Consider the following 22,517-nt stretch of genomic DNA (forward strand, 5'->3'; position numbering starts at 1 on the left):
ATGGAGCAGGGTGCTCCACCTCACGCTTCGATGTTTCGACAACTATTTGACTTTGGCGAAGCTCGCTTCGGCGGTGTTGAGTTGATCGGGCGTGGGCGCGCCGGAGGTAAGCAGGATGCGGTAGCGGAAGGTCGCGGTGCCGCCCTGTGGAACGGTGAAGTTGTGCTCGGGCGCTTTGGGGTCGAAGATGTGGTCGCCGAGCGGGTTGGCAGCGAACAGGCCGTAGCCTCGGGCGTGCCAGTAGGTCGGAAAGCCCGGGTTAGCCGGGTTGTCGAGGATGGCGATGGTCTCGGTCTTGCCTTCGGGGCTGGTGCCGGTGAGTTCACACCAGGCGCCGCGGGTGGACCAGACCTTATCGCCGGTGATGCCCTCGGAGGTGCGATAGATGCCGGTCTGGCCACTGGTGTCGCCGGCATCGACCTTGGTCGGGCGGCCTTGGGCGTCGTTGTACGTGCCGCCCTTTTCCGTAGGTGATTCGAGGAAGTGGGCGACGCGGATGCCGAGCAGGCCTTCCTTGTCGTCGTGGAAGGTGACGGGCCGGAGCGCGGTGAGGGTGCTGATGCGGTCGATGGTGCGGGTGTTTCCTTCCGCGCGGAAGATGTAGGTGGTGCGTTCCTTCAGCTGGTCGGTACCGGTGCCGTCGGTCCAGGTGGTTTCGGTGACGATCTCGCCCTGTTTGCCGGATTTAGTCGAGACGATGCGGCCCTGGTGGACGGTGCCCATCTTCGGCTTCTGCGCAGCGGGGATGGCACCGGAGTTGTTCCAGAAGTCGAAGCCATTCACGTTGCCGTAGTTGAACCAGAGGCCAGCGTGGTGCGGGTGATCGACGCGCTCGCCGGGGCGAGGCTCCAGAGGAAAGCCGCGCGTGACGGTAGTGCCGTCGGGAGCGATCAAGGGATAGAGCACCGGCTTCTCAAGCGATGTGGGCCAAATGTAGCTGGTGAAGGGCTTGCCGTCGGCGGTGACGTCGATGCGGCGATCGGCTTCGTGAACGGTGACCTGGATCTGGGCTTGCATAGTGGCGGCAAGTAGAAGTGAGGAGGCGAGCAGCATCCCATGCTTCACGCGGAAAGAGCGCGAAGCATGGGGCACGGAAGTGTCTTGCCGCCTTGAGCTATGCGACATGCTTGCCTCCGGCGACGACCTGCTGCGTCTTGTCGTCGAAGGTGACCTTGGCGCCGGTCTGCATGGCGGCGATGCACATGCAGAGCGCGACGGAGTGGGAGTAGCCTGCGTCGACCGAGGCGTTGGGCGTCTTGCGGTTGCGAACGCACTCCATCCAGTTGCGCATGTTTGCGCTGGTCTGCGGGTCGGCGCCGGTGTTGGCGTCGTTGGAGACCTTCTCCGCTTCGCCGAGCTGGAAGTCCTTGAGCAGGCGCGGCTGCATGTGCATCTCGCCCGCGGCGCGCGCGGTGAGGCCACCGTCGGAGGAGACAAGCTGCTTGTCCATGTCGAGCGATCCACCGACGGAACGGTAGATCTCCTTAACGCCGCCGGCCGAGTTGGTCTGGCGCGAGGAGTAGATGACCTGGAAGCCCTTGTTCGGATCGTCCAGCGGGCCGTAGTCGAAGACGGCGGTGAGGGTGTCCCAGTTGCGGCGGCCGTCGTGCCAGGCGTAGATGCCGCCGTTGGCCACGACCGAGCGCGGATGCGGGTAGCCGGTGAACCAGTGCACAGTGTCGATCTGGTGCACGAGCCACTGGTCGGGGATGCCGGACGAGTAGGGCCAGAAGAGGCGAAACTCGAGGTACTTGCGAGCGTCGAACGGCTCAAACGGCTCGTGGATCAGGTAGCGCTTCCAGTCGGTGTCCTCCTCCTTGAGAAGTGGCACGACATCGGGGCGACGCCAGCGCCCAGGCTGGTTCACGTTCCACGTCATTTCGACGTTGACGATGTCGCCGAACTCGCCGGACTTGATGTATTCGTAGGCGCGCTGGTACGAGGGCGTGGAGCGGCGCTGCGTGCCGACCTGCACGATCTGTTTAGAGTTGTGCACGGCGTCGCGGATCATGCGGGCATCGGCCATGGTGTGTGCCGTGGGCTTTTCCACGTAGGCGTCGCGTCCGGCCTTGACGGCCTCTGTGCCGTGGTAGGCGTGCTGAAAGTCGGCGGTGGCGATGAGCACGGCGTCGATGTCTTTGCGCGCGTAGAGCTCGTCGTTGTTGCGGACGGCTTCAACCTTACCGCCACCCTTTTTCTCGACGTAGGCGATGCCGTCGTCGCGGCGCTTGTTCCAAAGATCGGAGATGCAGACGAACTCGAAGTTCATCTGCTTCGAGTGCTGCAGAAACGCGGGAATGAGGGCCTGCTTCATGCGGTCGCCGCAGCCGACGATGCCGGTGCGCACGCGATCGTTGGCGCCGACGATGCCGGCGTAGCTGCGTGCATTCCAGGCGGTGGCGGCGGCCGTGGCGAGGCCGGCGTTCTTCAAAAAGGTGCGGCGGGTAGTGTCGCTCATGGCGCGAGGCTCCGTTGTTCAGTGAGACAGATGAGACAGCTCGGGGTACTGCGGGCCCCATGCCCTCGCGTGATACGCGAGGGCATGGGGTCTGCAGCATTGAGTGCGGTTAGAAGGTGAAGCGGCCGGCGAGTTGGAAGATACGCGGGTCGGCAGCACCGGTTGCGTAGCCGAATGTGGAGGAGCTTGGCGTGGCCGAGGTAAAGGCGTTCAGGTTTGGGTGATTGAGCACGTTGAAGCTTTCCAGGCGGATCTGAAGGCGGAGGCGCTCATACACGTTGAAGTTGCGGCTAACCGAAAGGTCGACGTCGTAGAAGTTAGGCGTGCGCAGGAAGTTCCTGGGCAGATTGCCGTAGGTGCCGGTCGCCGGAGCGGCAAAGGCAGCCCGGTTGAAGTAGAAGCGGTTGCCGGTGGTCGTGGCGCGACTGGTCACCTTGGTGCCGGTCAGCAGGGGGACGCCCGGGACCAGGTTCGGACGGTCGTTGGCCTGACCGGTCAGCGAGATGTCAGAGCCGTAGGTGACGTTGATGGGTGTGCCGCTGGTCATGCGGACGAGCGGAGCGATCTGCCAGCCGTTCGCCAGACCGGCGGCAAAGCCGTGCAGGCTGGAGAACTTGCTCTCGGTAATAAAGGTGATGTTGGCGATGTGGCGAACGTCGTAGCCGCAAACGCCATAGTCTGCGCGCGGATTGGAGCTGTTCTGCAGGGTCGAACTGGCGATATCGCCCTGGTTGTCGACCAGGTCCATGCACTTGGACCAGGTGTAGTTGCCAAGGAAGTTGAAGTTACCGGAGCGGTGCTGGATGGTGAAGATGCCGCCGTTGTAGTTCGAGATTCCGTGGTCGTCGATGATGGTGAACGTGGGGCTGTAGAGCAGCCCCTGCGACGGATTGATGCGCGACAGAGCCGTGCGTGCGTTGGTGTTGCCGCTGCCGGTGTTCGAGCAGGGCGAGCCAGCGGCAGGCAGGTTGCTGCCGGACAGCGGACCGCAGGATCCGGCGACGCCCGTCGACACGCCGGGGATATACGTGGCGTGGTACGGGTAGGTGCCCATGTACTGGTGAATGTTGCGGTTGCCGAGATAGTTGGCAGAGAAGTTCCAGCCGCGGCCGAACTCCTGCTGCAACGACGCGGTCCACTGGTAAATCACCGGCGTGCGCGCGTCGGGCTTCATGACCACGTACTGCCCGGTGGTCGGGAAGGTAGCCGTGGCGTTCGGCGGGAAGATGCCGGGGAACGGATCGGTGCCGTTCTGATACACGGACCACGGATTGCTGAACGGGATGTTGCCCGTCAGATCGATTTCGTTCGTGTAGGGCGGATTGGTGGTTTGGCGCTGGCTCAGGTACAGCGGCGGCGTGTCATACATGATGGCGCCGCCGACGCGGACGACCGTGGTGGGATGCGCCTGGTACGCCAAGCCAACACGCGGCGAGAAGTTATTCAGCCGGTTGTTCACCATAGCCTTGCTGATGCCCGTGTCGCCGGGGAACAGAGTGCCCGCCGGAGCGTTGGGGAAGCGCGCGGAGTGGGTGTTGCTGACGAATGCGTTGTAGTCGAAGGTGCTGCCCCGGCCGTAGCGGTCGGCGGCGAAGAGCATGGGCTCGTAGCGCAGACCGTAGGTCAGGGTCAACTTGTCCTGCACGTGCCAGGTGTCCTGCCCGTAGCCGGAGATGATGTTCTGCCGGAAGGCGGTCTGCTGCGAACGGCTCTGGCCGAAGCTCTGCATCCGCCCGGTAAGGAAGTCGATCATGCCTTCGCCGACGTTCCGATTGTTGACGCCGGAGAGTTGGCCGTTGAAGGTGTACTGACCATTCTGCAAGTAGCCGGCGTTGGTGTTGTCAGCCGCGCGGATGTACTCGGCGCCGAAGGCAAAGGAGTGCTTGCCGTGCTGGTAGTCCACGTCGTCCGAAAAGTCTTCGGAATTGGAGTTGAAGAAGCCGGGCGAGCAGGTGCCGCAACCCGCGGACGGGCCGTTGGTGACGCTCATGCGGAAGTCGGCCGGAACGTAGACGTAGAGGTTGACGCCGACATTGGTCGCGTTGATGCCGCCGGATGTCGGCCCACGGTTGTCACGGCGACGTGCCCAGGTGGCGTGCGCGGTGTTCACCACGTTGGGGGAGATGTTGAAGATGTCTCCGATGGTGGCAGTCTGCACGCGCTCATCGTTGCCGGCAGTGGTGGTCAGCAATAGGTTGGTGGGCGAGTAGTAGTTTGGCTGTTTGTAGTTGGCGATGAAGTAGCGCGTGAAGAAGGTGTGGCGCTGCGAGATGTTCCAGTCGACGCGGCCGATGTACTGGTCTTCCTGGTTGTTCGCGGGCAGAGCCACGCTGACCAGACCGAATGGATCCTCCTGCGCCAGCGGAAGCATCTTGATTACGTTGAGAGACTGCTGCGAATACGTGGTCGGATCGACGCGGCGATAGCCAGCGGTGCCCGGGGTGGTGTTGATGCGGGCGCCGGTGGCCGGGTTCACCAGGTTGGAGCCGTCTGCAGCATTCTTGCCACACGATCCTCCCATCTGGCTGAAGTCGCCGGATAACTCGGCTGGCGTGGGCAAGCAGTAGGTGGTGGCGTTCGACACCTGCCGGTTGCGAGTACCCTGGTAACCACCGAAGAAGAACAGCTTGTCCTTGATGACGTGGCCGCCAAAGGTGCCGCCAAACTGGCTGCGCTTGAGCGTGTCCCGGATGGGCGCGCCAGTGGCCGTGTTGACCGAGAAGAAATTGGTCGCATTGATGATGTTGTTGCGCAGGAACTCAAACGCCGAGCCGTGCCAGTCGTTGGTGCCGGAGACGGTGACGGCGTTGATCAGAGCGCCAGGGTGAACGCCGTTGCGGGCGGGCAGCGAGTTGGATTCGACCGAAAACTCACGCAGCGCGTCGGGGAACGGGAACGGCAGGTTGGTGTTCGTGAAGTTATCGGTGTGGTAGCCGCCGTCCAGAACGTAGTTGTTGTAGTTGCCCTGTCCGCCTGCGATAGAGATGACGGTGGAGTTGGCGTAGTTCTTCGAGGTCTGGATGTCGTTGGCGGGCGGGGTAACGGCACCGCCGGTAATGAGAGCAAGCTGCGTGGCCTGGCGGCCATTCAGCGGAAGCTCGTTGATGCGGGTCTGATCGACCACCTGCTTGTAGTTCACGGTCTCGGTTTCGAGAGCGGCAACGCCGGCCTGCACCTCGACGACCTGCGACTCGGAACCGACGCTAAGTGTGGCGTCCACGGTCGCAGCGTTGCCGACTTCAAGCACGCCGCGCTGCTGGAAACCGGTGAAGCCGGGCGCGGAAACCTTGATGGTGTAATTGCCCACGGGAACGTTGGGAATGGAGTAATCGCCCGAGCCACCACTCTTGACGGTGCGCTGCGCGCCGGTTTCAGTGTTGGTATAGACGACTTCGGCGTTGGGGACGGCGGCGCCGGTAGCGTCCTTTACCGTTCCCTGAACACTGGCGGTACCGGCTGCCTGGGCGCGCAGAGGTGCGGGTGCGAGCAGAGCCGCGGCGCCAAACGCGGTGGCGGCCGCGAGTACGGCCGCCGGGGCGGCGGAAACGCAGACATAGGCCAGCAACGTGCGGTGTGCCCGGCGGTAAGACTTGGTAGACATGGCCTCTAGCTCCTGAAGGTGCGAAGTCCGCCAGACGTGCGGCGAGTTTCGCGGCGAAACGTTTTTGTCTTTCTGAGACCGCGAAAAAGTACGAGGACTGCACTAACGTTGTCAAGCCCGCGCAGGGCTCAGGATCCGCGTGCTGCGGGACAAACGTTGCCCTGCCGCGGCCGTGGTGCCCGGTTGGCTACACTGGAAGCTATGCCCACCATCAAAGCGGTTCGCGGAACGCGCGACCTTCTGCCGCCCGAAACAGCACTGTGGAACCGCGTGGAGACCGTCGCCCGTGACGTGTTCCGGCGTTACGGATTCGGTGAGATCCGCACGCCCGTGCTGGAGGCCACCGAGCTGTTTGCGCGCGGTGTTGGTGAAGAAACGGACATCGTTTCCAAGGAGATGTACACGTGGGAGGACCGCGCCCGCGCCGCCAGTGAAAAGGCGCAAAGCCTGACGTTGCGGCCTGAGAACACGGCCGGCGTTGTGCGCGCCTATATCGAGCACAAGCTCGGCGATACGGGTCAGTTGCAGAAGCTGTACTACATCGGTCCACAGTTCCGGCGGGAGCGTCCGCAGAAGGGCCGCTACCGGCAGTTCTTCCAGATCGGCGCAGAGGTAATCGGGCCGGCTACGGCGGGTTCGGAATCGCCGCTGCGCGATGCCGAGGTGCTGGAAATGTTGGCGGCGCTGCTGGACGCGCTGGACATTCCGAGGGCTTCTGCTGAAAACGATTTTCGCGGCTGGCGGCTGCAGTTGAACAGCGTGGGATCGAGCACGGACCGGCCGCGCTATCTGACCGCACTGCGCGAGGCGCTGCAGCCGGTGAAGAACCAGATGTGCCCCGACAACCAGAGGCGCGCGGAGACGAATCCGCTGCGCGTTCTGGACTCGAAAGACGAGCAGGACCAGGACATCATCAACGCACTGCCCAAGATTGCGGACTTCCTGGATGCAGAGTCGACAGCGCACTTTGCCGCCGTCCGCGAGGCGCTGGACGCGTGCGGCGTGCCGTACACGGTGAATCCGCGGCTGGTACGGGGGCTGGACTATTACACGCGCACCACGTTCGAGTTCACGGTAGACCTGGGCTTGGGAACGCAGAACGCCCTGCTGGGCGGCGGCCGGTATGACGGCCTGAGCGAGATGCTGGGCGGCCCGCGCGCGCCCGGTATCGGCTTTGCGATCGGCGAAGATCGCCTGATTCTCACGCTGCAGGCTCTGGCCGAGGCGCGCGCTTCCAGTCCTGGCGAGATGGTGGCCGCGTCGAAGCTGGACGCCTACGTGGCTCCCTTGAGTGCGGGCCAGAACGCGGCGGCGCTGCGGCTGGCGCAGCAGTTGCGCGCGGCAGGGTTGAGCGCCGAGGTGGGCGATGGAACGTTTCGACTGAAGAAGTCGTTTGAGGCGGCCGAACGTGTGGCGCGCGCCATCGTGATCGTGGGTGAGGACGAGGTGACGCAGCACGTAGCGACGGTGAAGACGTTTGCCACGGGAGAGCAGCGCAAGGTGGCGTTTGCGGAGCTAGCAGCTGTGCTGCGGGTCTAAGCACGAGCCCCGCAGGCCAGGAGTATCGCGTTCCAGACAAGCAGGCAACGCGCGCACTTCGGTATAGGCCGAGATGGTGGTACGTCACTCCAGCGGAACCTGAGCGGTGCAGGCATCCAACGTCACTGCGAGGTGGTGGCGTGGCGATTGGGTTCGACCTGGAGCGATTTGTGGAGGCGCAGCGCGGGGCGTATGAGCAGGCTTTGCGCGAGATGGAGGCCGGTGCGAAGCGGAGCCACTGGATGTGGTTCATCTTCCCGCAGGTGCGCGGGCTGGGATCGAGCAGCATGGCGCAGCGGTATGCGATTGCCGGCCGCGACGAAGCAGCGGCGTACCTGCAGCATCCTGTGCTGGGAGGGCGGCTGCGCGAGATTACGGCCGCGGTCAACCGGATCAAAGGCAGATCGCTGGACGAGGTGTTCGGGTACCCGGACGACCTGAAGTTTCACTCGAGCATGACGCTGTTTGCGGAGGCGGAAGGCACGGACGGCATTGTGTTCGCGCAGGCGCTGCAGACGTGGTTCGGTGGCCGGCGCGACGAGGCGACGCTGCGAATGCTGGGAAGCCGGCGAAACGAATAGGAGCGCGGTCGCCACTCCGTTCAAGAGACTCACCGGAGCGAGATGACGCCGATCAGGGATGCGGTGTGCTTTGTGAGCTTTCCGAAGGCGGCGCGGAAGAACTCGACGCTGGGGGTGCTGCCGCTGCTCCCTCCGACGGCTTTGGTCCGGATGGAGCAGCGGGCGTGGCCCCCTCCGCAGAAGGCGCTTGCGATGCTGCGGGTGCCTGAGGCGCTGTTGGCGCTTGAGGGGCTGCTGGTGCTGCTGGACCTTGCGGTGCCTGAGGCACTTGCGGGACTGATGACGCGGCCGAACCGGAGTTGGGAGCGGGTGCGGACGCGGGCTGCGGCAGCGGTGTAGGCAGCTTGACGGCGGCGACGCTGCCGGGATCGTCGCGGAGCTTCAGGTAAAGCGTGCTGCCGTCGGCCGGTCTGGGAACGGTGAAGCTTGGGTCCGAGAAGCCCGTGGGGACTTCGGCCGGTTGCTGGAAGTCCTGCGTTCCGCTGAAGGATTGCACGAGGAAGAGCCTGCTTCCCTGCACCGTGCAGCGGTATAGCGTCGACGTGCCGGTTGGAGCCGGAGCGTCGCTGGCATACTGCTGCGGAACGGGCATGCCGTTGGTGTGAGCGATGGGCGAGCACTGAATGCCGGTGATTTGTGGCACGCGCACTAGCGTCCCCAGCGGAGACCAGTCACCGGGCGTGCCGTCGGCCGCGATGGGTCGCATCTGCAGCTTGCCAAAGGCGGAGTCGCCGAAGGCCTCCTGCGGGTTGAGCGTGGCGATGGCGGTGTGCTCGTCCTGCAGCATGAGCGAGCTGTCATGACCGGAGCTGCCGCCGGAGTTCCCGCCAAGCGAGAGATCGGTGTGGGCACCGCCGGAGGCGGTCGCGACCTCCACCTTTTGCGAACGATCGAAAGGCTTTTCAGTTTGCAGGACAAAGGTGAGCTTGCCCTGCAGCGGAATCTCGTCCTTGCCGGTGAGCGTGATGGGGAGGGCCCCCTGCTGCGACGCGGCTTCGGACTTCATGCTGAGCAGCTTGAGTGTGGGGCGGGCGGCTTGTGCGTCGACTTTGACGGGCAGCGTGCGGCCGTCTTTCAGCTTTGCGGTCGCCTCTTCGCCGTCCTTGGGCGAGACGCCCGATTTGGCGGCGAGGTGAAGGGTGCTGGGATCGTCGCCGTTGCCGGTCGGGGTGAACTCGACCTTGTCGATGACGACGGAAGCCACGTTGGCGACGCCGTCGCCGGTGAGCACGGCCTGCGTGTCGCCGGCATGGATGCGCACGGTGGCGAGCTTGATGGCGCCGTTGTACGCGACGAGCGGGACCTTGTCCGGGTCGGCCTTGCCGAACTGCTTGACCAGCAGCGAGTAATCGCCGGGTTTGGCTTCCTTGAGCGGGACGGTCACGTCGAGCGTGTTTTTGGATTTGTCGTCGTTGCCGTCGGCGGCCTTGAAGCTGACGTCCTGCTTATGGTCACCGGGGCCGACGAGCGCGATGTGTTCGACGCAACCCACGGCATCGCCCTGGAGCTGGAGCTTCTTGTCCTGGCCGGCAATGGCTTCGGTATCGCCGACGACTTTGAAAGTGCCGCTGTCGGTCTGCTGCAGCTTGAGCGTGGGGCCCTGGAAAGTGTCGAAGCCCCAGTTGCCATGGACGGTGCCGCTGATGATCTTGTCGCCGGTGGTCACCGGCTTTGGATCGTTCGCTTGCGCGACGAGACCGCCTTGAAAGGCGTCGGGCTTCAGCGGGATGTCGGTCGCGCCGGAGCTGCGGTCCAGGTGCAGAGAAAGATTGCTAGCAAAGCCGGTGGAGAACAAGAGCGGAGCGCCGGTCACGGGCAGGGCCATGTTCGGTTGCAGCAGGCATGCAACCTGGTTGGGCGTTTGCGCGCGCAACTGCGGCGGAATGTTCTTCTGCACAGCGGGCAGGCCGACGACGATTACGGTCTTCGGCTTGTTGAACGACGGCGGCGTGTTCAGCTTCAGGTTCAGGGTCTCGCCCTCTGGAAAGGTGAGGCCGGGAATGTACTGGTAGTCGGGGCTGCTGCGCAGGTTGCCGACGAGGCGCACCACATCGACGATGGCGCCAACGTAGGCCGAATAGGCACCGCCGCCGACGGCCTGGGTGTAGGAAGCCTGATTCACCAGGTCGCCTGCGCCGTTGTTCGAGAGTGCCTGCGCCAGGTTCTGACCCTGCGTGTCGCCCAGGATGACCGGCGCGCTGGCCTGGGTGAGGCAGCCCACCTGTTGGTTCACGGGCTGCTTGAAGCAGTCGTCCTTCACCTTGAGGCCGAGCGCGGCGGCGAGCTTGGTGGAGCGGTCCTGAATGGCCTTCGCGTCGTCCGGGTTCACCGTTTTCATGGCGGCCAGGTAGCGTTCGATGCGCTGCTGCTCAAAGGACGCCTCGTTAAGGTCGGCATCCGCGCGGATGAACTGGCCGGGCTTCTGCTTCACGGTGGAGCGCAGCGAATTGAAGTCTCCGCCGGTCTCAGGAGCAAGGAAGAGCAGGGCCTGTTGCGCACCTTCCGGCACGGTGACAAAGGTGCCTTCGCGCGCTTTCTTGTCCCAGGTTTCGACCTTGGTGAACCAGTTGTCGGGCGGTTCGTTGGTAGTGCCGCGCAGAAAGGCGACCACGAGCAGGAGGTGGTTGGACTGATCGGCGGGCAGGTCCGCGTGGATCCAGAGCTTGTCACCACTTTGCAGGTTGGGCACCTGGCCGATGGGCAGGGTTTTGCCGTTGCGGGTGACGCGCACGCTGACCTTGGGTCCGGTCAGGTTGAAGGGCGCGGGATCGTCTGCGTGCGCCAGCGGGGCAGCGAGGCAAAGAGCGGCAAGGCAGAGGGCCAAACGGAAGCAGGAGCGTGCGAACGGGCGCGCAAACGTCATGCTCTGTAGGACGCCGGCAGAGACAGGGATGTTGCGGAACGAAGGTGGTATGGCGTTGTCGCCGGCGGAACGGTTTGGCCGTTCCGCCGGGCCGTGAGGTCGTCCTGTGAGCGCTCCCAGCCCTTTAGGCGAAGACGACGCACATAGGGCGCGGCGCGGGGTACTGGTGCACCGGTGCGGAAAGTTTGCCGGTGGCGCGGTCGCGCGCGAGCACGGTCAGATCCTTGCTTTCCTGGTGCGAGATGACCATCCAGCGATCGGTGGGGTCGAGCGTGATGTGGCGGCAGTTCCGGCCGCCGCTGCTGGCGAACTCGAGAGGTTTGAGCGACGCGGGGTTCTTTGCATCGGTGGCGAAGACAGCAATCGTATGGTCGGCGACGCGGTTGCCGCAGTAGACGTTGCGGCCGTCGCGCGAGACAGCAACCTCGCCGACAAAGGCCGTGTTGGGCGTGAAGCCCTGTGGCAGCGTGGAGTACGACGCGAGCGGCGTGAGCGTGCGGGCGTGCGCGTTCCAGCGGAGGACGTCCACGTTGGAGGTGAGTTCGTCGGTGCTGTAGATCAGATCGCCTTTGGGCGAGAAGGCGATGTGGCGCGGACCGGAGCCGGGCTTGGCCGACCAGAACGGCGTCTGTGCCGGACGGATGACGGAGGTAGCGGGGTCGAGTTCGTAGACGAAGATGCGATCGAGGCCTAGGTCGTTCACGAGCACGGAACGGCCGTCGGGCGTGACCTGGGCGGAGTGGGTGTGCGGCGCTTCCTGCCGGCCCTTGTAGGGACCGCTGCCGTGGTACTGCTCGTGCGACACGGCTTTCTCGAGCGAGCCGTCGGCGGCCACATGGAACGACGTGACACTGCCGCCGCCGTAGTTGGCGACAACCACCGTGCGACCGTCGGGCGAGACGGAAAGGTGGGTGGGGCCGGAGCCGCCGGTCTCAAGCTGGTTCAGCTTGCGGAGCTTGCGTGAGCCTGGTTCAACGGCGAACGCGGTCACGGGGGCGTTGGGCGAGTCGATCTCGCTGACCGCGTAGAGGAAGGTCGATCCGCCGCGGCGGGAGAGCGCAAGAAAGGTGGGGCTGGCGAGCTCGGCAGCAAGCTCCAGCGGACCGATGGTGCCGTCGGTGGCGTTCCAGTCCGCAACGTGAATGCCGACGCCCGACTCGGTCCCGATGGTGCCGATGTAGATGCGGCTGGAGGTCGCCGTGGCGGCAGGCAAGGCGCGCAGGAAGCGCGGAGCAGCCAGCGCTGCGCCGCCTGCTAGGCCGGAAGCGAGAAGGGCACGGCGGGAAACAACGGACATGAAGACCTCACGGGAAGGATCCCTACCAGCATCGCATGGGCCGCGGGCAGGTCTCGCGCACGGGCCTTCGCGTGGCTCTTGCGCTAGCCGGCGGCCTGGGCGGCGCCTGGCTTGGGTCGGGAGAGCAGGAAGGCCAGCGGAGCGCAGCAGAAGGCGACAAAGGCGAGATATCGGAAATCGTCGACGTAGGCCGCGATCTGGGACTGCGCGTCGAGGCCGCGGCTGATCAGGTCGTAGGCGCGCTGCATGGCCAGGTGCGGCCCCGCGTGCATGCTCATGCGCTGGCTGTAGCTGTTGTAGGCGCGTTGGAAGTACGGGTTCGCCGGCGTGAACGAATGCAGGAGGCTGAAGCGATAGGTCTGCGCATGACGCTGCGCGATGGTGTTCATCCAGCTAATGCCGACGCTGCCGCCGATGTTGCGGAGGAAATTGAAGATGCCGCTGCCGTTCTGCACCTCGTCCTTGGGCAGGGTGCCCAGCGCGAGCTGGCCCAGCGGGACGAAGCACATGGAGATGGCCGCGCCTGAGACGACAATGGGCCAGAAGAGCGACCACGGCGAGATGTCGAGCGTGAAGCCGCTGAGCCACATGCCAGAACCGCCCAGGATGGCGAAACCGAGCGCCACAAACCAGCGCGGATCCAGCTTAGAGACAGTGGCGCCGACCACGATGGCGGACACCATGGCGCCCAGGCCGCGCGGACTGACCACCAGGCCTGACTTGGTGGCGCTGTAGCCGAGCAGCGTCTGGTAGAAGACCGGCAGCACCGTCGTGATGGCGTACAGCACCAGCCCCAGCAGAAAGATGAGCAGGCAACTGAGGCCGAGGTTGCGGTTGCGCAGCGATCGGAGGTTGACCAGAGGCTTGTCGGCCGTGAACTCGCGGACAAGGAACAGGATGAACGTGACGATCATCACGCCAAATGCGACGCGGATCTTCATGTCGCCGAACCAGTCGTCTTCCTGGCCCTTGTCGAGGATGTACTGGAGGCAGCCGACCCACAGCGCAAGCGAGCCAAGGCCCAGGCCGTCCAGTTTGCCGGGCTTGGCATGCTTGATGTAGTCCGGGTCTTCGAGCGTTCGGCTCTGCAGAAACATGGCGAGCAAGCCAATGGGCACGTTGATGTAAAAGGCCCATCGCCAGGAGACGGCGTCCGTGAGGTAGCCGCCCAGCGCAGGGCCGATGACTGGCGCGACGACGACGCCGAGGGCGTAGAGGCCAAGCGCCTGCCCCTGCTTCTGCGGCGGAAAGCTCTCGACCAGGATGGCCTGCGCGAGTGGCTGCAGAGCACCGCCGCCGATGCCCTGCAGGGCGCGTGCCGCAAGGATGAACGGCAGCGTGGGAGCGATGCCGCATAGAAACGAGGCCAGCGTAAAGATGCCGACCGAAGCGATGAGGTAGTTCTTGCGGCCGAACTTCTCGCTGAGCCATCCCGAGGCAGGAAGGAAGACGGCGTTCGCGACCAGGTAGACGGTGAGCACCCATTCCGCCTCGTCGTTGGTGGACGCGGTGGAGCCCGCGATGTACGGCACGGCCACCGAGGCGATGGAGGTGTCCATCACCTCCATGAACGTGGCGATCATCACCGCAATGGCGATGAACCACGGGTTCACCTTGGGCTTCTGCGCTCCGGTGGACGGCACTAGAGGTCTCCAGTCATTAGCGCAAGAGGACTTTCGGTTCCACGCTCATGCCGGGCGCGAGGCGATCTGCGTCTTTTTGGCCGGGCTTGAAGCGGATGCGGACGGGCAGGCGCTGCACGACCTTGACGTAGTTGCCAGTCGCATTCTCAGGTGGCAAGAGGCTGTAGATGGCGCCGGTGCCGCCGGGCAGGTCTTCGATGTAGCCGTCGAACGTTTCACCCAGCGCGTCGACGGCGATGCGAACGCTCTGTCCTTTGCGCATCTTGCGGATCTGCGTCTCCTTGAAGTTGGCCGTGACCCATATGTCGTTGGTCTGGGTAAGCGCGAACATCTCCTGGCCGGCGGTGACGCGCGAGGCGACCTGCACCTGCTTGTCGCCGATGATGCCGTCTTCGGGAGCGTAGATGCGCGTGTACTCCAGGTTCAGCTCGGCCTGGTCCGCCTGCGCCTTATTGCTCTGTGCCTGGGCAATGCGCTGCTGGAGGGTTTGCTGCTGGATCTCGACCTGGCGCGGCAGATTTTCACGGTCGCGTCGTGCCTGCGCGCGGGCCTGGCCGAGTTGAGCTTCGCTTTGCTGCACGGTGCGCTTTGCGGCCTCGGCCTGCTGGCGGCGAGCTGCAACCTGAGCGGCCTGCGCGTCGCGCTGGGTCAGGCGCTGATCGTACTGCTCGTAGCTGACCTCGTCTTTGGCCACCAGCTTGCGGTAGCGAATCTCTTCGCGCTCGGCGTTGGCCTGGTTGGCCTCGGCCTCGTGCAGGTTGGCGACACTGGCAAGGTACTGCTCTTCGTTTTGGCGGACCTGCGCTTCGGTGCGGACGACGTTCAGGTCAGACTCGATGGCCTGCTCGCGCTGCTGCGTGCTGGTGACGGGCACCTGCGGCTGCTGCGCGCGGATGGCGGCCTGTGCCTGGTTGTACGCGGCGTCGGCCTGTTCTTTGGACACCTGGTAATCGCGCGGGTCCAGCTGCAGCAGCAGTTGGCCCTTCTTTACGCGGTAGGTGTTTTCCACGTAAACGTTGGCGACGGTGCCGTTGATGCGCGTTGCGATCGGGTCGGTGTGGCCGTCGACAAAGGCGTCGTCGGTATTCTCATACCCGGCCAGGTACCACAGCAGAAATGCCGTGATGAGCAGGAGCGGGATGGCGATGAGTACGCCGAGAAAGGTGTAGCGGGCGCGCTTGCGGCGCTGGTCTTGTATGTCGACGCGCTTCTTCTTCGGCTCTTCGGCGTCATCGTCCCCGCCGCCTTCGCCACCACCACCTTTGTCGCCGCCGCCACCCTTGTCGCCGCCGTCTTTGCCTCCGCCTCCCTGACCACCCTGCTGGCCGCCACCGTTCTTCTTCAGTTCATCCAGCTCCGCGCGCAGGCGTGCCTGTTCGTCGTAGAGCATGCGCACGACTAGGCCGGGGTCAGCGCTGGCCTGGGCCGGTGCGCCCTGCGGCGGCTCCGACGGATCGGTTGCGTGCGCGGGCAGAAGGTGTTCCTCGGGTGGCGAGGGCAAGAGGTGCTCAGGCGAATTGTTGCGATCGTCGGGCATGGGCTATTTCCGAAGCAGTTGCGGCAGCGTCTCTTCCGCAGCGCCCATGGCGCGGGCGAGCGAGAGCTTGGCCAGGTTGTGTTCGTAGAGGGCGGTGATCTGTTCGTCGTCGGCCTGCACCACGGCCTGTTCCGCCTGGACGACTTCAACGGTGTCGGTGACGCCGGCCACGAAGCGGTCGACTGACTGCGTCAGCGATTCGTGTGCGAGCACCCGGTTGCGCTCGGCCAGCTTTACCTGCGATTCCGCCGCGTTGAGTTGAATGAAGGCCTGCCGCACGTCCTGATCGACCTGAGCGCGGGCGTCTTCGTACTCGGCGCGGCGCTGGGTGCGGGCGGCGTCGGCCTGCTTCTCATCGCCGGCGATGCGGCCGCCGTTGTAGACCGGAATGGTCACGATGCCCTGCACCGTGTACACGCCGAGCGATGTTTGCGTGGGCGCAACGCCGGCTATGCCTGCGTCGGCTCGGATGGCGACGCTGGGCAGGCGTTCGGAGCGGGCTGCTTTCACGCCGGCCTCGGCCGCGCGCATGCTAGCGGCCGCGGCGACCAGGTCCTGCCGGTGCGTCATCGCGCGCTCGAGTGCGGTGTCCAAGTTGAAGCCGGTGAGCGGCTGGAAGCCGTAGACGTCGGTGGCGACGAACTTCTGGCCGATGGGCAGACCGATGATGCGGGCCAGTCGCAGGCTCTGCGTGTCGAGGTCCGCCTGGAGGCTGATGCTGCGCTGCTCCTCGGTTTCGAGCTGAACCTCGGCACGCGTGGCGTCCAGCTTGGCGGCCAGGCCGGCGTCGTACTGGTCGCGGGCGCGATTGAAGACGGACTTTGCGTACTCCACCTGGGCGTTGCTGGCGTCGAGCCGGGCGCGCGTGGCGGTCAGTTGCAGATACGTCCCGCCCGCGGCCAGCACGATCAGGTCACGCGCATTGCGAGCGTTGGCTACGGTGCTCTTGACCTGCTCGGTCGCGCCGTGGAACTGGTGGATGCTGACCAGGTCCAGCACCGACTGCTGCAGTAGACCGCGCAGGTCGTCGTAGTTGAAGACAACCGACGGCGGAACCAGGCTGGTCTTCAGGCCGGCGGTGCGCAGGTTTTCCTTAGAGAAGACTTCGGCCGCGCCGATGTTGATGTTGGGCAAGAGGGCGCTGCGAGCGGCCAGGCGCTGACCCTCGGCCTGCTGCACACCGGCGTCCTGCGAAAGCCGGCCCAGGTTGTTGCGGAGACCCATTTTCAGGGCGGCATCCAGCGTGAGCGGAAGCGTGTCGGGAGCGAGGGTGCCGTCTGGCCGGCTGCCGGCGTACGGTCCCTGCACGGTCACGGTGGTGTTCAGCGTGTCCACGCTGCCGGGCGTGCCTGCGGGTGTGGTCTGCTGCAGTACCGTGACGGGGTTGGCGGGTTCGGCTCGGCCCGACAGCGGCACCGGCTGGGGGCGCGTGGGACCGGTAATCTGCTGGGTCGGAGTTTGCGCACGCGCCGCATTGCCCAGGAGGCCGGCGGCGAGCAGCGGCAGGCACACACGGACAAGCGATGGGGCTGCCGCCACTCTCCGGGCGCTGCTGTTCTGCCGGGCTTGCTTCAAAAACACACTCCTGCTGGGCGCCGCCGGTGGCAGCACATCTCTATGCGAACCGGGCTGGTTCGCGGTCTACACGACGAGAGCTCTGCAAGCGGAAACGCGCGCAGGTCAGGCCGGTGCGTTCTGCTCTGAAAAACTTTGAGGGTTGGATGCAGGAAACTGGTAGAAGGCTCCTTCCTGGGCGGCGGGAGCGGTGGGCGCTGGCCGAATTTGCCCTGGGTGACGCAGTCAATCTGCCCGGCAGATGCGGTTTTGTTTTATCCTCGGCGTATTCTGCCGGAACCCTCCAAACGCATGTTTTTCTTACAGAAGCGTGACTCCCCGCGATACGCCGTAACCCTGGCGGTCGTTCTGGCGGCGTGTCTGCCGGCGCTTTCGCGTGCGCAGGCGACGGCTACGCCCTCCAGCGAGCCGGAGGTTCTGCAAACGCCGGCGGGCATCACGGAAGTGGGAGTTCTGACCGGCGCGGAGTACCGCATCGACGTTCCGGCCAACTGGAATCACGGGCTGGTGGTCTTCTACCACGGCTACTCGGAGCGGCCGTTCCGCTATCGCCTGGATGGATCGATTGGTTTGCAGGCCGAACCCATGCTGCGACGCGGCTACGCGGTCATTCAGAGCGGATACTCGCAGACTGGATGGGCGCTGCAGGTGGCGTATCCGGAGACGGAGATTCTGCGCAAGTATTTCGTGAAGAAGTACGGCCAGCCCCGCGAGACCTTTGCCGCGGGCGGCAGCATGGGTGGAGCGCTGGTGATGGTGACCATGGAGCTGAACTCCAGGAACACCTATGCCGGCGGTCTGAACCTGTGCGGCGCAGTAGGCCCCAGCTATGTCCACCTGAACCGGCGCTTCGCCTGGCGCGCCGCCTTCGATTACTACTTTCCCGGCATCATGCCGCCGCTGGTTCCGGTGCCCGTGAACTTCGAGGAGTCCGAAGCGCTTCGGCAAAAGGTGTTGACCGCCATGCGCGCCAACCCGGCCGGTGCCAGCGCCATGCGCAACCTGACCGGCTTGCACTCCGACGTGGAGGTGGCGCGCGCTGTGGGCTACTACACCTACGTGGTCGGCGACATGCAGCGCAAATCCGGCGGCAATCCGTTTGACAATCGCAACTACCTGTACACGGGCACCAGCAACGATTCCAAGACGGACTATGCCCTGAACGATGGCGTAAAGCGGTACTCTGCGGACTTCAAGGCGCGCGCCTACCTGCTGTCGCACTACTCGCCTTCGGGGCGGCTCACGCATCCGATGCTGGCGCTGCACACCATCTACGACCCGCTGATCCCCGCCACAACGCTCTCGCTGTACGACGCGCAGGTGGCGGAGGCGGGGTACTCGCAAAATCTGGTGCAGCAGTATGTCGACCGCGAAGGGCACTGCACGTTCTCGGGCGAAGAGGTAGGCCGCGCCTTCGACGAACTGCTGCGGTGGGTGCACACGGGGGCAGCGCCACAGCCCGGTCTGCTGAAGTAACGCCGTTCACCGCCACGGTTCGCATCTAACTCCCTGGAACGCGGGATTATCACGCCTGCGGAGGGAGATCGATGCGGATTGTAAAGACGATGGTTGCTGTTGCGCTGACCGCTGTACTCGTGACCGGGTGCAACAAGAAGAAAGATGAAAGCGGCAACCTGAAGACCGCCATCAACGACTTCTACGATGCGCACCCCGAGTGCCTGTTCGCTACGGAAAAGAAGTTCCCAGTGCAGGCGGATACCAAGAACAGCAGCGACACCGCACCTTGGGATGCGCTGGTGGACCAGGGGCTGCTGACTCGCACGACCGCGGAAAAGACAAAGCTCATAGTGCTGTCGAAGTCGGTAAACAATTACGACCTGAGCGACAAGGGCCGTGGCACGTGGAAGGCTGATCCGAACCAGCCGGGCTACGGCAACTTCTGCTACGGCAAGCGCGTGGTCGAAACCGTGGTGAGCCACACACCCGTTGCCGGAACGCAGCCCGGCGTGAGCACGGTGGTGAACTACACCTACACAATCGGCAACGTAGCCGACTGGGCACGTGCGGCCGTGGTGCAGACCGCGTACCCCGACGTGAAGGCGAAGCTGGCCAGCGCAAACAACGCACAGGACACGCTGGTGCTGACGAACAACGGATGGCAGGTGCAGTCCAGCGGAACGTCAAGCCGGTCGAATCCGAAGACCGCCGCGGACGGCAGCATCGTTCAGTAGTACTGGTGGCAAAACAAGAAAAGGCCGGGCAAACGCCCGGCCTTTTCTTGTGCGTTGCAATTACATGCCCGGCGGCGGTGGAGGAGCGGAGATCTTGAACTCGTGCGGCGGTGTGGCTCTCATCAAGTTGGTGACGAAGTAGTCCCAGCGGCGACGCATCATGTAGAGACTCATGTCGCCGTAGCCATGGTGCGCGTGCGGGAAGATGACCAGGTCGTAGTCCTTGTTCGCCTTCTCCAGCGCATCGACGACCAGCAACGTGTTGCTGACCGGCACGTTGTCGTCCATCAGGCCGTGGGCCAGCATCAGCTTGCCCGTCAGGTTCTTGGCATACTGCGCGTTGGCCTGCGAATCGTAGTTCGTGGTGCCGTCGGCGTTCTTGTGCACGAGGCCGACCCACTTCTCGTCCCAGTCGTCCTCGTAGTTGCGGTTCTCATGATTACCGCTTTCGGAGATGCCGACCTTGATAAAACCCGGGTAGCGGAACATCATCGCGGCCGTGGCGTTGCCGCCACCGGAGTGGCCCCACATACCGGTTCGCTCCATGTCGATCCACGGATAGCGCGTGGCCAGTTCCTTCATGCCGCTGATCTGGTCGGGGATGGCGTTGATGCCGATGTCGTTCAGGTACGTATCGTGGAACGACTTGGAGCGCTGCGGATTGCCCATGCCCTCGATCTCCACGACGGCAAAGCCAAGCTGCGCAAGCGCGTTGGAATCACCACGCGACGGCAGAAATGAGTGCGAACCGAACGATCCACCCTGAGGCCCTGGATAGATGTAGTTGATGACCGGGTACTTCTGCGAGGGATCGAGATGCGCAGGCTTGAAGAGCAGGCCATACACCTGCGTCTTGCCGTCGTGCGCGGTCACGTGAAAGGTTTCCGGCGCGATCCAACCCGCGGCCACGAGGCGTGACAGGTCACCGTGCGCCAGTTCCTCAATCACCTTGCCCTCGCGATCGCGCAGAACGGCGACCGGCGCGGAGTGCGGCGTGGAGTACACATCGACGATGTAGCGGCCGTCCTTGGAGACTGTCGCCTGGTGATCGGCGTCTTCGGGCGAGAGCAGCTTCAGGTTCTTGCCGTCCAGGTTGGTGCTGTAGATCTTGCGATAGTACGGATCTTCACCGGGCTCGCGGCCAAGGCCGAGCAGTAGCATGTCGCCGGTCTTCTGGTCGAGCTGCAGGATGTCGTACACGTTCCAGTCGCCATGGGTCACACGGTGCTTCAGCTTGCCCGTGGTGGCGTCGTACAGATAGAGGTTGCCCCAGTTGTCGCGCTGCGAAAACCAAAGGAACTCGTTGCGATCGGAAAGGTAGCGCCAGTTCACGGACTGGTAGCCACTCTCGAAGAACGTGGCCGCGTGCTCTGAGAACACATCGCGCACCTTGCCTGTGGCCACGTCAGCGATTCGCACCGTCTCGTCCTTGTGGTCGCGCGAGGTAGAGACAAACGCCAGCGTCTTCGCGTCGGTTGCCCATTGCACATCGTCCCAACCGCCGGAGCAGCTCACGTCGTCGCAGATCGTCGAGCGGTGCTGGTCGGGCGGCATCTGCAGCCGCGTCACCTTGGGCGTGTCTACATCGATGATCACGCGCTCGATCATCGTCACGTGCTCGTCACCTACCAGCGGATATTTCCACGCGTCCAGCTTGGGGTGCCCCACGTTGGTGCTGACGGTGTACATCTCGCCGGTCTGGCGCTGGTCCTGCTGGAAGGTGGCAATCTTCTTCGAATCCGGCGACCACAACACAACAGCGCGGTCGGAGTGGGTCCAGCCGGCGTTGTCGGTGGCGTAGCCGAAGTCCTTCACGCCGTCGGTGGTCAGTTGGGTTTCCGCGTTGGTCGCGGTGTCGCGCACCCACAGGTTCCAATCACGAATGAACGCGGCTTTCTTGCCGTCGGGCGAAAGCACGGCTGCGGGAGCGCTGCGGCGCCCCGAGCGGGTCAGGCCGGTGGAGCCGGGCAGTTCCGTGGTGCAGGTATAGGTGGTCAGGTCGCACTTGAACGAGCGCTGCTGCACGCTGAGGCGCGCGGTCTTGTCGTCATCCGAGATGTTGAAGGCGTCCGGCACATACTTGCCTGCCTCCACCTTGACCCCGGCGGCCTGCAGCGCCGTGGCCATGCGGGCAGCGTCGAATGCTTCGCGGCGCGTACCCTTCGCGGCGTCACCCAGCATTACGGTCGTGTTGCCGCCGGTGGTCTCCAGGTACCAGAAGCGGTCGTGATCCAGGAACTGCGCGCCACGCACGGCGTGATCGACCAGCGGCGTGGTGGCCCACACCAACTGGCTCGCGGCGCGGGTGTAATCGGCGTCGGTGTAGACGCGGCCGGTTTGTGCATGAACGGCTGCAACAGCGAAGGCAGCGGGCACAGCAAGGCTGCACACGAGGCGGGCGAGGCGGAACAGCGGCATCGGTTGTGGGATCCTCTGGAGATTCGATGGTATCGCAGCCCTGAAGCAGGGAGAACGATCTAGCGCCCCGCCTGCCGCAGCTTCCACAAGACCTGTCGCAGCATGCCCATCCAGACCGTGGTGTCGGCGGAGGTGAGACCGAGGCGTCGCACCAGTTCGCGGGTTTCGTTCGCGCCCATGTTGCCGGGGAAGCGGCGATCGTACTCGGCGGCGGTCAAGGTTTCGCGCAGCAGAGATTCGAAGCGGTCCAGATCGTCCGCGGTCGCGGCTGCGGCGGGCTCCGGCAGGTTGCGCTGCGCGGGTGCGTCGCGGTGCAGCTCATACAAGCACACCGCCACCGCCTGGCCCAGGTTCATCGACACACCACCGCGCGCCATGGGAATGGTGAGCAAGCGATGGCAATGGCTTAGTTCGTCGTTGGACAGGCCGGTCTTTTCCGAGCCGAAGAGGATCGCGGTGCGGCCCGGGTTCTGCCGCACGTGGGAGGGTGCGTCGCGCAGGACGTCTACAGGGTGGTGGAGATCGCGGTCACCGAGCGCGGTAGTGCCATAGACCAGCGTGCAGTCCGCAATCGCTTCGGCGACGCTGCTGAACGCCTGCGCCGACGCCAGAACAGGTGCGGCGTCGATCGCGCTGCGGGCCGCTTCGAGAGGCTGCAGATAGTCGCCCACCACGCGCAGATCCTTCACGCCGAAGTTGCTCATGGCGCGCGCGGCGGCACCCACGTTCAGCGGATTGCGCGCCCTTACCAAAACCACCGCGAGTGACGAGGACGGGAGATCCGGATCCATGACGCGATGCTAACCCGGGGGC

At 64.5% G+C, this 22,517-nt stretch carries 14 protein-coding genes; 4 read left to right on the forward strand and 10 right to left on the reverse strand.

What is annotated here, in order from left to right; all coding sequences use genetic code 11:
• Positions 1 to 42: 42 nt before the first annotated feature.
• From OHL12_RS11485 to OHL12_RS11495, 3 genes are all read right to left on the reverse strand, one after another.
• A complete protein-coding gene (locus OHL12_RS11485; protein ID WP_263413952.1) occupies positions 43 to 1,017 on the reverse strand; it encodes a DUF6807 domain-containing protein in 975 nt (324 codons plus the stop codon).
• Between the two features lie 97 nt (positions 1,018 to 1,114).
• On the reverse strand, positions 1,115 to 2,458 hold the full coding sequence (locus OHL12_RS11490; protein WP_263413953.1) for a Gfo/Idh/MocA family protein: 1,344 nt from the start codon (positions 2,456 to 2,458) through the stop codon (positions 1,115 to 1,117).
• A 109-nt stretch (positions 2,459 to 2,567) separates the two neighbouring features.
• Complete coding sequence (locus tag OHL12_RS11495; RefSeq protein WP_263413954.1) at positions 2,568 to 6,059, reverse strand: TonB-dependent receptor; 3,492 nt, start codon at positions 6,057 to 6,059, stop codon at positions 2,568 to 2,570.
• A 201-nt stretch (positions 6,060 to 6,260) separates the two neighbouring features.
• Between OHL12_RS11495 and hisS the strand changes: the two genes are divergently transcribed.
• Both hisS and OHL12_RS11505 read left to right on the forward strand, forming a co-directional pair.
• The gene (gene hisS, locus OHL12_RS11500; protein WP_263413955.1) at positions 6,261 to 7,598 is read left to right on the forward strand and encodes a histidine--tRNA ligase; all 1,338 of its coding nucleotides are present in this window, start codon (positions 6,261 to 6,263) and stop codon (positions 7,596 to 7,598) included.
• 140 nt (positions 7,599 to 7,738) lie between these two features.
• Positions 7,739 to 8,179, forward strand: a complete 441-nt coding sequence (locus OHL12_RS11505) for a DUF1810 domain-containing protein (protein WP_263413956.1) — start codon at positions 7,739 to 7,741, stop codon at positions 8,177 to 8,179.
• A gap of 52 nt (positions 8,180 to 8,231) precedes the next feature.
• Here OHL12_RS11505 and OHL12_RS11510 read toward each other — a convergent pair whose 3' ends face one another.
• From OHL12_RS11510 to OHL12_RS11530, 5 genes are all read right to left on the reverse strand, one after another.
• Positions 8,232 to 11,042, reverse strand: coding sequence for a hypothetical protein (locus tag OHL12_RS11510; protein WP_263413957.1), 2,811 nt, complete (start codon positions 11,040 to 11,042; stop codon positions 8,232 to 8,234).
• A gap of 124 nt (positions 11,043 to 11,166) precedes the next feature.
• Entirely contained in the window at positions 11,167 to 12,339 is a 1,173-nt protein-coding gene (locus OHL12_RS11515; RefSeq protein WP_263413958.1) for a lactonase family protein, read from the reverse strand.
• A gap of 83 nt (positions 12,340 to 12,422) precedes the next feature.
• The gene (locus tag OHL12_RS11520) at positions 12,423 to 13,982 is read right to left on the reverse strand and encodes an MDR family MFS transporter (protein ID WP_263413959.1); all 1,560 of its coding nucleotides are present in this window, start codon (positions 13,980 to 13,982) and stop codon (positions 12,423 to 12,425) included.
• Between the two features lie 16 nt (positions 13,983 to 13,998).
• Positions 13,999 to 15,519 (reverse strand): HlyD family secretion protein, encoded by a 1,521-nt coding sequence (locus OHL12_RS11525; protein ID WP_263413960.1) that lies wholly within the window; start codon positions 15,517 to 15,519, stop codon positions 13,999 to 14,001.
• Positions 15,520 to 15,522: 3 nt separating this feature from the next.
• On the reverse strand, positions 15,523 to 17,094 hold the full coding sequence (locus OHL12_RS11530) for a TolC family protein (RefSeq protein ID WP_263413961.1): 1,572 nt from the start codon (positions 17,092 to 17,094) through the stop codon (positions 15,523 to 15,525).
• A gap of 291 nt (positions 17,095 to 17,385) precedes the next feature.
• On the opposite strand from OHL12_RS11530, the gene OHL12_RS11535 reads away from it, so the two are divergent.
• Together OHL12_RS11535 and OHL12_RS11540 are read left to right on the forward strand one after the other, a co-directional pair.
• Positions 17,386 to 18,570, forward strand: a complete 1,185-nt coding sequence (locus OHL12_RS11535) for a DUF6351 family protein (RefSeq protein ID WP_263413962.1) — start codon at positions 17,386 to 17,388, stop codon at positions 18,568 to 18,570.
• Positions 18,571 to 18,641: 71 nt separating this feature from the next.
• Positions 18,642 to 19,286: a hypothetical protein gene (locus OHL12_RS11540; RefSeq protein WP_263413963.1), complete on the forward strand. Its 645-nt coding sequence runs from the start codon at positions 18,642 to 18,644 to the stop codon at positions 19,284 to 19,286.
• 60 nt (positions 19,287 to 19,346) lie between these two features.
• Here the strand turns inward: OHL12_RS11540 and OHL12_RS11545 are convergent, their stop codons facing one another.
• Positions 19,347 to 21,704, reverse strand: a complete 2,358-nt coding sequence (locus tag OHL12_RS11545) for a S9 family peptidase (RefSeq protein ID WP_263413964.1) — start codon at positions 21,702 to 21,704, stop codon at positions 19,347 to 19,349.
• 59 nt (positions 21,705 to 21,763) lie between these two features.
• On the reverse strand, positions 21,764 to 22,495 hold the full coding sequence (locus OHL12_RS11550; protein ID WP_263413965.1) for an RNA methyltransferase: 732 nt from the start codon (positions 22,493 to 22,495) through the stop codon (positions 21,764 to 21,766).
• Positions 22,496 to 22,517: the final 22 nt, after the last annotated feature.

Origin of the sequence: Terriglobus aquaticus, assembly GCF_025685415.1 — a bacterium.
Taxonomy (GTDB): Bacteria; Acidobacteriota; Terriglobia; order Terriglobales; family Acidobacteriaceae; genus Terriglobus; species Terriglobus aquaticus.

Bases quoted from the DNA above. Each gene is read 5' to 3' on its own strand.
- OHL12_RS11485 (WP_263413952.1), bottom strand. From the start codon at position 1,017: ATGCAAGCCCAGATCCAGGTCACCGTTCACGAAGCCGATCGCCGCATC.
- OHL12_RS11490 (WP_263413953.1), bottom strand. From the start codon at position 2,458: ATGAGCGACACTACCCGCCGCACCTTTTTGAAGAACGCCGGCCTCGCC.
- OHL12_RS11495 (WP_263413954.1), bottom strand. From the start codon at position 6,059: ATGTCTACCAAGTCTTACCGCCGGGCACACCGCACGTTGCTGGCCTAT.
- hisS (WP_263413955.1), top strand. From the start codon at position 6,261: ATGCCCACCATCAAAGCGGTTCGCGGAACGCGCGACCTTCTGCCGCCC.
- OHL12_RS11510 (WP_263413957.1), bottom strand. From the start codon at position 11,042: ATGACGTTTGCGCGCCCGTTCGCACGCTCCTGCTTCCGTTTGGCCCTC.
- OHL12_RS11515 (WP_263413958.1), bottom strand. From the start codon at position 12,339: ATGTCCGTTGTTTCCCGCCGTGCCCTTCTCGCTTCCGGCCTAGCAGGC.
- OHL12_RS11525 (WP_263413960.1), bottom strand. From the start codon at position 15,519: ATGCCCGACGATCGCAACAATTCGCCTGAGCACCTCTTGCCCTCGCCA.
- OHL12_RS11535 (WP_263413962.1), top strand. From the start codon at position 17,386: ATGTTTTTCTTACAGAAGCGTGACTCCCCGCGATACGCCGTAACCCTG.
- OHL12_RS11540 (WP_263413963.1), top strand. From the start codon at position 18,642: ATGCGGATTGTAAAGACGATGGTTGCTGTTGCGCTGACCGCTGTACTC.
- OHL12_RS11545 (WP_263413964.1), bottom strand. From the start codon at position 21,704: ATGCCGCTGTTCCGCCTCGCCCGCCTCGTGTGCAGCCTTGCTGTGCCC.
- OHL12_RS11550 (WP_263413965.1), bottom strand. From the start codon at position 22,495: ATGGATCCGGATCTCCCGTCCTCGTCACTCGCGGTGGTTTTGGTAAGG.